Raw genomic sequence first — 9,407 nt, 5'->3', positions numbered from 1 at the left:
TGTCTGAGTTGACTGTGTTGCAGGCCGTCCGACTCAAAGGCCGTGTTAACGAGGCTGATCTGGTTGCCACCCTGGGTGAAGACGCCGCTGATGTCGCGGCGACGTTAGCGCAACTGACTGCCGCCGGGCTGCTGGTCGAAGGGAAGACGTTCCGGATCAGCCCTGAGGGACGTGAGCGACTCAACGCCTTACTGGCACAAGAGCGTTCGAGTATCGACCCGAACGCCTTGGCCAAATCGTACGACGATTTCCGGGTCGTCAACGCCGAATTCAAGGCGCTGGTATCGGACTGGCAGATCAAGGACGGTCAACCCAATGCACACGATGATGCCGAGTATGACGCTGCGGTACTGGCCCGCCTCGACAACGTGCATCAGCAGGTGTTGCCCATGGCCGCCACGATCACCACACTATTGCCCAGGCTAAGCGCATATGCTGCGAAACTGAACTCAGCCGTAGACAAGGTCAAGGCCGGCGACACAACATGGTTCACTCGGCCGATCATCGACTCCTACCACACCGTGTGGTTCGAACTGCACGAGGAGCTCATTGGCGCCTCGGGCCTTAGTCGCGAAGAGGAAGCCAGGGCCGGGCACGCGGATTAGCCAGTACCCGAGCGTATTCCCTGCCGACTGCGCGGGGGAATTGATCCGCGCTGGCCGGTCTATCCCGGCGACTGATACCGATCTCGCGCACTGTGTCGGCAACGCTGGCAACGCCATATTCGCGGTGCCGCCGAGACCGTGGGGTCGACCATTGTGCCTGCCGGGCGGACTACCCAAACTCCGGAGGTCGGGTATCCCAGCCAGGGTCATTTAATCTAGAACAGAATCTGGTTGAGAGGAGGTGATGGTGTGAGCTCTGCGTTGACCGAGGAAGAACGTCTACTGGTCCAGACAGTTCGGACGTTCATCGACCGTGAGGTCAAACCGATGGTCCGTGACGTCGAACACGCCAATGAGTATCCCGAAAAGTGGATCGAACAAATGAAGCAGATCGGGATCTACGGATTAGCGATCCCTGAAGAGTATGGCGGTTCGCCGGTGTCCATGCCTTGCTATGTGTTGGTGACCCAGGAATTGGCGCGGGGCTGGATGAGCCTGGCCGGCGCGATGGGCGGACACACCGTGGTGGCCAAACTACTCACGCTGTTCGGCACCGAGGAGCAGAAGAAGACCCATCTCCCCGTGATGGCCACCGGGGAGGTCCGCGCGACGATGGCGCTCACCGAACCTGGCGGCGGGTCCGACCTGCAGAACATGACCACCACCGCGCTTCCCGACGGCCAGCACCTGGTGATCACCGGCGCAAAAACCTGGATCTCCAACGCACGCCGCTCGGGTGTCATTGCCCTACTCTGCAAAACCGATCCGAAGGCAAAGCCAAGGCACACCGGCATCTCCATCGTGCTCGCAGAGCACGGCCCGGGCCTGACGGTGTCGCGGGATCTGCCCAAGCTGGGCTACAAGGGCGTGGAGAGCTGCGAGCTGTCCTTCGACGGCTACCGCGTTGCCGGATCGGCGATCCTCGGCGGCGTGCCCGGCAAGGGGTTTGCGCAGATGATGAAAGGCCTGGAGACCGGCCGCATCCAGGTCGCCTCCCGCGCGCTCGGCGTGGCGACCGCCGCCCTCGAGGATGCGCTTGCCTACGCGCAGCAGCGGGAGAGTTTCGGCCAGCCGATCTGGAAACACCAGGCGGTCGGCAACTATTTGGCCGACATGGCAACAAAACTCACTGCTGCCCGACAGCTCACCCTCTATGCAGCCGAGCGCTATGACAGCGGTGAGCGCTGCGATATGGAGGCCGGCATGGCCAAGCTGTTCGCGTCGGAAGTGGCGATGGAGATCGCACTGAATGCTGTAAGGATCCACGGCGGTTACGGCTATTCCACAGAGTTCGACGTTGAGCGTTACTTCCGGGACGCGCCGTTGATGATTGTCGGCGAAGGCACCAATGAGATCCAGCGCAATGTAATCGCTGCCCAACTCGTCAGCCGTGGCGGCATCTGAATGGCTCGACACGCCAGAGGTGCCCGAACCCAATGACAGTGACCAGATCAGAGTCTTCACAACAAGAATGCCGACGATCAGCGACAGGCCGGCCTGGCCGGTGAGTAGCGCGTTGATCACGTCGTAGCCGACGCCCAGAGCTCGGGGCTGGATCAGCCCGCCCACGCCGATCACGACACCACCGATTGCCGGCCACCACATCCAATGGAACGGCAGCCGCGCGAACACATCCTCGGCCAGGTATACCAGTCGCGTCGCGGCGACGGCGACCGCGGCGCCGCACAAGCCGATGATGAGGGCCAACGTGTCTATTTTCCAACCGATTTCGGTGACGCGCGCCACGACGGGGAATGTTGGGCCGCTCCCCAGGATGAATTGGCGCACGACGGTCGCGATGACGACTGCGGCCGTGACCGGAACCAGGCTGCGGGGCCGCCACTCGAACAACAGCAGCTTCGACGGCCAGCAAAATGGATGCCAGCGGAGCGTTGAACGTCGCCGCCATGCCGCCGGCGGCACCGGCAACAAGCAGCGTTTTTCGTTCATCTGCGGTCAGGTGCAGGTGTTGAGCCAGGATCGAACCGAGCGCCCCGCCGGTCATGATGATGGGTCCCTCAGCGCCGAACGGGCCACCGGTGCCGATGCTGATCGCCGCCGAAACAGGCTTGAACACAGCAACTTTGGGTTCGATGCGGCTGCCCCGGGTGAGAATGGCCTCAATGGCCTCGGGCATCCCATGACCGCGAATCTTGTCCGAACCGAACCGCGCCATCACGCCGACGACCAGACCGCCGGCGACGGGGGCGCCCAGTATCAGCCACCACGGATGGTGTTGCGCTCCCGGCGCCACAAGCTCGGTGGTCCAACGTTGGTAGAAGACAAGATTGGTCACCAGTCCGATCAACCTGATCAGGCACCACGCGGCGGCCGCTGACAACGCGCCGACCGGTAGAGCGAGCGCGGTCGTCAGCAACATGCGCCGATCGACCATGAAATCCGCCAAACGTCCACTCACGGCTGTCATGACGGGACCATATCGCCGAACCGGTGCGCGGCCTGCACCCGGTCCAGATCAGCAGCTGTCAGATGATTGGGCCAGGCGGTGCATCCTGGTCGGCAGGGCCGACCAGATCGAGTTGCATCCATGCGACGTCGTGCCAGGTGTTGTGTTTCCACTCGACCCGCCGGTATAGGCCGGCATCCTGAAATCCGAAGGATCGATGGAATCCGTTGCTGGCTTCGTTCGGTTGAGTGATGCCGGCGAAGGCTTGTTGGTAGCCGCGTTCGGTGAGCCGACGTAGTAGTTGCGTGTAGAGCTCGCGGCCGCCGCCGCATCGGTGATGGTCGACATGTAAATAGATTCCGGTCTCAGCCGTCCATTGGAAGGTAGCCAGGCGCTTCAACGGCTGCCCGTAGGCGAAGCCGACGATCTGATCCCCGCGTTCCAGGACGAGCCATTCGTGGGTAGCGCGGAGTCCGGCGATGCGTGAGGCCATCTCGTCAACCGGTGGGACTTCGATTTCCCAACTAATCGCCGTGTTTTCGACATAGGGGCGGTAAATCGCCACACAAGCAGCGGCATCGCGTGGGAAAGCCGGACGCACAACGCCGCTGATCGCATACATGCCAGTAGTCTTCCAGCCGCTTCAGGAGCCGTGATCGCCAGCGGCAAAGAGCGCGCCATGGTGTGAAGCATGGCCGGCCAGATGGGGTTGGGCGTCGTGACGGTCGCGGCACAGCGCAGCGATTTCACACGGAACGGCCTCCGCCGGAACGGACTTCGCCGGGACGGTCGGGTTGGTGATGGTGACGGCGCTGATGACGGCGGCGACAAAGAACAACACCGCGCAGACTTGCAGCAGCCGTCCGAAGCTGGCGCGGGTCAGCGTGCTGGCGGCAATCAACCCCACGCAGGCCGTCGCGATCCGAGCCGAAAAGGGAGGAGCGGTTTTCGGCTCTACCGGCCGCCGCCGCCTCCGCCGATGATGCCGCCGCCGCCTCCGCCGATGATCATCTTCACATTGCTGGTCTTCATCATGACCGACAATTTATCGCTGAATCTGTCGCGCCAGCAATCTATTTGACGGTGAACAGCCACCCGGTGTTACGTGAACACAGACACCGATTTCGTTTAACAGTCGGCGCTGTAGGGCGGCCCGAGGAAGCGTTGCAGCATGGCGCGCTGGACGGCGGGATCCTTGACGGGCCAGCACCACAGTGCCAGGAAGACCCGGATGAGCCATTGCGCGGCGAGTGGGTCGTCGTTCTCCAGGCCGAGCATTTCGGCGGCGAATCCGGTCACGGCGGGTGAGCTGGTGATCCATTCGCTGACGGGAGTCGCGTGCATCGACTGCATCAGATGGGCCAGCGGATCCGATTGCAGACCCTGCAGGGCGACGATGGTGGCGGTCACCACCCGATCCGGGCCCTTGAGGTCCTTGATGGCTTGGCGTGCCGTATCCACGATGCGTGTCGCTTGGATAGCGACGACCGCGTCGCGGATAGCAGCTTTGCCGCCGGCGTGACGATAAATGGTCGCCGGCGAGCAGTGCACCTGCGCTGCCAAGGCCTCGATGGTGAAGGCGTCGTATCCGCGGCGGGCAATCAGGTCGGCAGCCGCGGCGTAGATGCGTTCAGCAGCTTCGCTTTGGCGATCCCTTCCGACCAGCCAGTCGTGGCGTGGCATCCGACGAAGCTCCCTCGGTTGCAGGTTGTTGAATTGTTTCTCTCACCATGAGAATTCTCAATTGATTTTTCTCACAGTAAATCGCAGGTGGCGCCGTGCAACGAGTTTCGACCACTATCGGCTTGGGCGTGAGCCGTTCCTCAACTTTGCCGCGCCCCGTTGACCACCGCCGCTGGCGGCATTCAGCCTGAACCCGTGACGGTCGTAGATGATCCGACCCAGTTCTTCAGCGCCGCGGCGTTGCAGGATCCGTATCCGCTGTATGACCGCATGCGTGCCGAAGCGCCCGTGCACCGCATCGGTGACTCGCTGTTCTACGCCGTATGCGGTTGGAATGCGGTGCTGGAGGCTGTCGAACGGGTTGAGGATTTTTCGTCGAACCTCACCGCGACGATTGTCTTTCACGACGACGGCACGGTCACCCCGTTCGACATGATCCCGCTCGGAGACCCTGCTCACGCGTTGGCCACCGCGGACGATCCAGCGCACGCGATGCACCGCAAAATCCTGCTGCCGCACCTGTCGGCCAAAAGGGTGCGAATCATCGAAGAGTTTGCGGCCGACACCGCAGGCCGGTTATGGGAGGAAAATCTGCACGACGGGCGCATTGAGTGGATGAGCGCCATGGCCAACCGGCTGCCGATGATGGTGGTCGCCAGGCTGCTGGGCCTACCCGACGACGACGTCGACAAACTCATTCGGCTCGGCTACGCCACTACCACGCTGCTGGACGGGATCGTCACACCCGAGCAGCTCGCAGCCGCCGGAGCGGCTGCGATGGAGCTGTCCGCATATGTCTTAGAGCACTTCGAAAACGCAAGCGCCAGCGACGGACACGGTCTGATCGCCGATATGGCCGCCCGCTGCGCGTCGGGCGAGTTGGAGCAAACCCCGGCGCTGGCGATCATGCTGACACTGTTCAGCGCCGCCGGCGAATCGACGGCGTCACTTTTGGGCAGCGCGGCAGGGATTCTCGCTGATCGCACCGAGATCCAACAGCAGCTTCGTGAGAACCCGCAATTGCTGGGAGCTTTCATCGAAGAGGCGTTACGCGTAGAGTCGCCGTTTCGTGGCCACTATCGACATGTGCTGCGCGACACCAACTTAGCCGGGATCGACGTGCCCGCTGATTCTCATCTGCTGCTGATGTGGGGAGCGGCCAACCGCGACCCGGCCCACTTCGAGGCGCCCAACGAATTCCGCCTCGACCGCAGCAGCGTCAAAGATCACGTGACATTCGGCAAGGGCGCGCACTTCTGTGTGGGCGCGGCACTGGCCCGCCTAGAAGCCCGCATCGTGTTGGGCATGCTGCTCGAGCGCACGAACTGGATCGAGGCGGCCGACATCGGGGATTGGTTGCCCAGCATCCTGGTTCGGCGCCGAGAGCGTTTGGAGCTCGCGGTCCGGTGACGGGTCGATCACGACGGACGGGATTGCTCGAGATAGGTTGCCAGCGCGTTGGTTAGCCCCCGCCGGGCTTCGTCGAGGTCGGCGTACGAGCCCAGCTGGCGCTCGGAGACCAGTCCACGCATCGCACCGGGGATCAGCGCGGCCACCTCGCGGACCCGCTGCGGGTCGACACCCAGACCGGCGAAGGCATTCTGGCAGGTTTCCTGCCAGCTCTTACCCCAGGAGAACAGTTCGGCGGCGGTGCGCGGGTAGAGACGTTCCAGCTCGTGGTGATCGCGGGGGAGTGCGGCCCGCAGATTCTCAATCGCGCGGGAATCATCAGAAGCCAGGCCGTGGTAGAGGGTGTCGATGATCGCACCAACCCGCTCACACAGAGGCGCATCCGATTCGACGCCGGCCCACGCCGACAACGTCGCATCCCGACGCTCGGCGGTGCGGTGCAGCACGGCTGCCCAGAACCCGTCCACGTCGCCGAACTGATACTGCACCGCGCCCCAGGTAGCGCCGCTCTCCTTGGCGATTCGGGTCGCCGACACCGCGGCCGGGTCGCCGGAGGCCAGCGAGCGCACCGCGGCGTCCAGCATCGTCTGGCGAGTGGCCTGCCCGCGCTTATTGCTGCGCCGTTGATGCACGTGCGCTTGCGTCATCGCATGGATGGTAGCCCGGCCCGCGTAAATTTCATAGTGCCCACTATGCTTTTCTCGGAGAGCCGACTAAGCTTCCTGGCGTCGCCCTGAAGCGGCAGGAAGGACCAGGAAGGACAAGGGACATGGCTAAACCGCCGTTGTCGATGAAACCGACCGGTTGGTTCCAAGTTGCCTGGTCCGACGAGATCGGCGTCGGCGACGTCCACACCATGAAGTACTTCGACCAGGAGATGGTCGCGTGGCGGTCCGAGTCAGGTCAGCTCACCGTGATGAACGCCTACTGCGAACATCTCGGCGCACACCTGGGTTACGGCGGCACAGTCGTCGGCGAGGTATTGCAGTGCCCATTTCATGGATGGCAGTGGAGCCAGCAGGGCCGCAACGTCTGTATCCCGTATCAGGATCGCCCCAATCGCGGCCGGCGGATCCGCACCTATCCGGTGCTAGAGCGCAACGAGTCCGTGTACATCTGGCACGACGTCGAGGGTCGTCTGCCGTACTTCGACGCGCCGGACGTGTTCGCCGGATTCAATGACGGCAGCAGCGCCGACGACTACTACCCGCAGCAGCGGTTGTACCGGGAGCGCCTGGAACTGCATCCGCAGTACGTGCTGGAAAACGGCGTGGACTTTGCCCATTTCAAGTACGTGCACAACACCCCGATCGTGCCGATCTTCACCCGCCACGACTTCGACGAACCGGTGTCCTTCGTCGACTTCACCATCACCTTCGAAGGTGACGACAACCAGAAGATCGAGGACATCAAAAGCCGTGTGGAGGCCATCAACGGTGGTCTGGGAATCGCGGTGACCAAGAGTTGGGGCATGGTCGACAACCGCACCATCTCCGCGATCACTCCGGTCGACGAGTCCACCTCCGACGTCCGGTTCATGGTCTACATCGGTCGGACGCCGGCCAAAGATTCGGCGCGGGCCGAGACCAAGGCGCGTGAGTTCGGGCAGGAAGTCATCCGGCAGTTCGAGCAGGACGTCCACATCTGGGGGCACCAGCGCTACTCGGACCTGCCCGCGCTGGCTACCGCCGAATACGAGGGGTTCACCGCGATTCGCAAGTGGGCCAAGCAGTTCTATCCCGACGGCATTGGTGGCAGCGCCGCCGACGTGTACGCCACATCCCAGAAAGGCGCAACCGAATGAACGCAACCGCTCGACCGATTCGCGTGTTTCAGGTAGCCACCGGAAACGTCGGCTCGGAGATGATCAAACGGATTGCCGCACAGCCCGATCTGGAGCTCATTGGCGTGCACTGCTACTCGCCGGAGAAGATCGGCAAGGACACCGGTGAGTTGATTGGTCTGGCTCCCAACGGAGTGAAAGCGACCGGCAGCATCGAGGAGATCATCGCGGCCAAGCCGGACGTCCTCACCTTCCATGGCGTATTCCCCGACGAGGACCTTTACGTCAAAGTGCTTGAGGCGGGGATCAACATCGTCACCACCGCGGACTGGATCACCGGGTGGCACCGCGACAAGAATCATCCGCACCCGTCGGGCAAGCCGGTAACCCAGCTTCTGGCCGAGGCGTGTGAAAAGGGCGGTGCCACGTTCTACGGCACCGGGATGAACCCCGGGCTGAATCAGATTCTGGGCGTGGTGTGTTCGGCTGATGTCGCTGAAATCGAGAACGTCACCACCATCGAGTCGGTGGATGTGTCATGCCATCATTCCAAGGACACCTGGATCGAGGTCGGGTATGGCCTGCCGGTCGACGATCCGGAAATCCCGGCGAAGCTCGAGAAGTACACCCGCGTCTTCGCCGACAGCGTGCTGATGATGGCCGACTGTTTCGATCTGCCACTCGACGAGGTCAGGTTCACTTACGAATTGGGCGCCTGCACCAAGGATGTCGACCTGGGCTGGTACACGCTGCCCAAGGGTTCGTTGGGCGGCAACTACATCAAGTACCAGGGGATGGTGGACGGGGTTCCGCGGGTCGAGACGCACCTGGAGTGGCAGATGACCCCACACACCGATCCCAGCTGGAACATCAAGGGTTGCTACATCACTCAGATCAAGGGCGACCCGTGCATCTACAACAAACACATGGTCTTCCCCAAGCCCGGTGTGGACCTGTCCAACCCGGACAACTTCGCGTCCATCGGCATGACCGTGACCGGCATGCCTGCCCTGGCCGCGATCAAGTCGGTCGTCGCGGCGCGGCCAGGCCTGATCACCAGCGCCGACCTGCCGCTGCGCGGGTTCGCCGGGCGGTTCAAGACGTAGGTGCGTCGCCGTCGAACAGACGCTCAGGGTGGTGGTAGTCGTTGGTCCGCGCGCCCCGGTCTAACCCCGGTGGCGGGATCCATTCGGTGGAGCCGTCGAGGAGTTTACGTGTCCGCCAACCCATTTCGATCAGCTTGTGGTGAGCTTTGCAGCTGAAGGTGAGTTTGTCGACATTGGTCGCGCCACCGGTGGCCCAGTCGTCGACATGGTGGACTTCACTCCAATATCCGGGAACGTCGCAGCCCGGATGCGTGCAGCCGCGATCCTTCGCATACAGGACCGCGCGCTGATCCGGTGAGGCGATGCGGCGGGTTCGGCCCAGATACAGTGGGCGGTTGGAGTGTTCGTCGAATACCGCGAGGTAGTGGTAAGCATGGCTGGCCATGCGGATGACGTCGCGCATCGGCAGCAGG

General features: G+C 62.9%; 10 protein-coding genes and 2 pseudogenes. 5 read left to right on the top strand and 7 right to left on the bottom strand.

Translation table 11 applies throughout. The features are described 5' to 3' along the window. A partial coding sequence (locus VEI45_RS17440; RefSeq protein WP_324855418.1) for a MarR family transcriptional regulator occupies positions 1-605 on the top strand: 605 nt, incomplete at its 5' end. Between the two features lie 249 nt (positions 606-854). Beyond that, the gene (locus tag VEI45_RS17435; RefSeq protein ID WP_414687515.1) at positions 855-2,009 is read left to right on the top strand and encodes an acyl-CoA dehydrogenase family protein; all 1,155 of its coding nucleotides are present in this window, start codon (positions 855-857) and stop codon (positions 2,007-2,009) included. Between the two features lie 72 nt (positions 2,010-2,081). On the opposite strand, the pseudogene VEI45_RS17430 reads toward VEI45_RS17435, so the two are convergent. From VEI45_RS17430 to VEI45_RS17410, 5 genes and pseudogenes are all read right to left on the bottom strand, one after another. Further along, positions 2,082-2,555: pseudogene (locus VEI45_RS17430) on the bottom strand (chloride channel protein); the annotation flags it as partial. Next, positions 2,518-2,742 (bottom strand): annotated as a pseudogene (locus tag VEI45_RS17425) (chloride channel protein); the annotation flags it as partial. The pseudogenes VEI45_RS17430 and VEI45_RS17425, both read right to left, overlap by 38 nt. A gap of 349 nt (positions 2,743-3,091) precedes the next feature. Further along, positions 3,092-3,634, bottom strand: coding sequence for a GNAT family N-acetyltransferase (locus VEI45_RS17420; RefSeq protein ID WP_324855417.1), 543 nt, complete (start codon positions 3,632-3,634; stop codon positions 3,092-3,094). Positions 3,635-3,655: 21 nt separating this feature from the next. Then, positions 3,656-3,919 carry a hypothetical protein gene (locus VEI45_RS17415; RefSeq protein WP_324855415.1) on the bottom strand — a complete coding sequence of 88 codons (264 nt, stop codon included), beginning with the start codon at positions 3,917-3,919 and terminating at the stop codon, positions 3,656-3,658. A 221-nt stretch (positions 3,920-4,140) separates the two neighbouring features. Further along, on the bottom strand, positions 4,141-4,695 hold the full coding sequence (locus VEI45_RS17410) for a helix-turn-helix domain-containing protein (protein ID WP_324855413.1): 555 nt from the start codon (positions 4,693-4,695) through the stop codon (positions 4,141-4,143). Between the two features lie 195 nt (positions 4,696-4,890). Between VEI45_RS17410 and VEI45_RS17405 the strand changes: the two genes are divergently transcribed. Next, the gene (locus VEI45_RS17405) at positions 4,891-6,105 is read left to right on the top strand and encodes a cytochrome P450 (protein WP_324855411.1); all 1,215 of its coding nucleotides are present in this window, start codon (positions 4,891-4,893) and stop codon (positions 6,103-6,105) included. A gap of 8 nt (positions 6,106-6,113) precedes the next feature. Here VEI45_RS17405 and VEI45_RS17400 read toward each other — a convergent pair whose 3' ends face one another. Then, positions 6,114-6,752 carry a TetR/AcrR family transcriptional regulator gene (locus VEI45_RS17400; protein ID WP_324855409.1) on the bottom strand — a complete coding sequence of 213 codons (639 nt, stop codon included), beginning with the start codon at positions 6,750-6,752 and terminating at the stop codon, positions 6,114-6,116. Positions 6,753-6,874: 122 nt separating this feature from the next. Here VEI45_RS17400 and VEI45_RS17395 point away from each other — a divergent pair, with 122 nt between their 5' ends. Together VEI45_RS17395 and VEI45_RS17390 are read left to right on the top strand one after the other, a co-directional pair. Further along, entirely contained in the window at positions 6,875-7,909 is a 1,035-nt protein-coding gene (locus tag VEI45_RS17395) for a Rieske 2Fe-2S domain-containing protein (RefSeq protein ID WP_324855407.1), read from the top strand. Next, on the top strand, positions 7,906-8,994 hold the full coding sequence (locus tag VEI45_RS17390) for a dihydrodipicolinate reductase (protein WP_324855405.1): 1,089 nt from the start codon (positions 7,906-7,908) through the stop codon (positions 8,992-8,994). The genes VEI45_RS17395 and VEI45_RS17390 overlap by 4 nt, the downstream gene beginning before the upstream one ends. Here the strand turns inward: VEI45_RS17390 and VEI45_RS17385 are convergent. Continuing rightward, positions 8,984-9,407, bottom strand: a 424-nt coding sequence (locus VEI45_RS17385; protein WP_324855403.1) for an HNH endonuclease signature motif containing protein, incomplete at its 5' end; no start/stop codon positions are given. The genes VEI45_RS17390 and VEI45_RS17385 overlap by 11 nt on opposite strands.

It is taken from the genome of Mycobacterium sp. (assembly GCF_035623875.1).
GTDB lineage: Bacteria > Actinomycetota > Actinomycetes > Mycobacteriales > Mycobacteriaceae > Mycobacterium.
The sequence above is the reverse complement of the archived record's forward strand: the minus strand, read 5'-3'. Positions and strand labels throughout refer to the sequence as shown.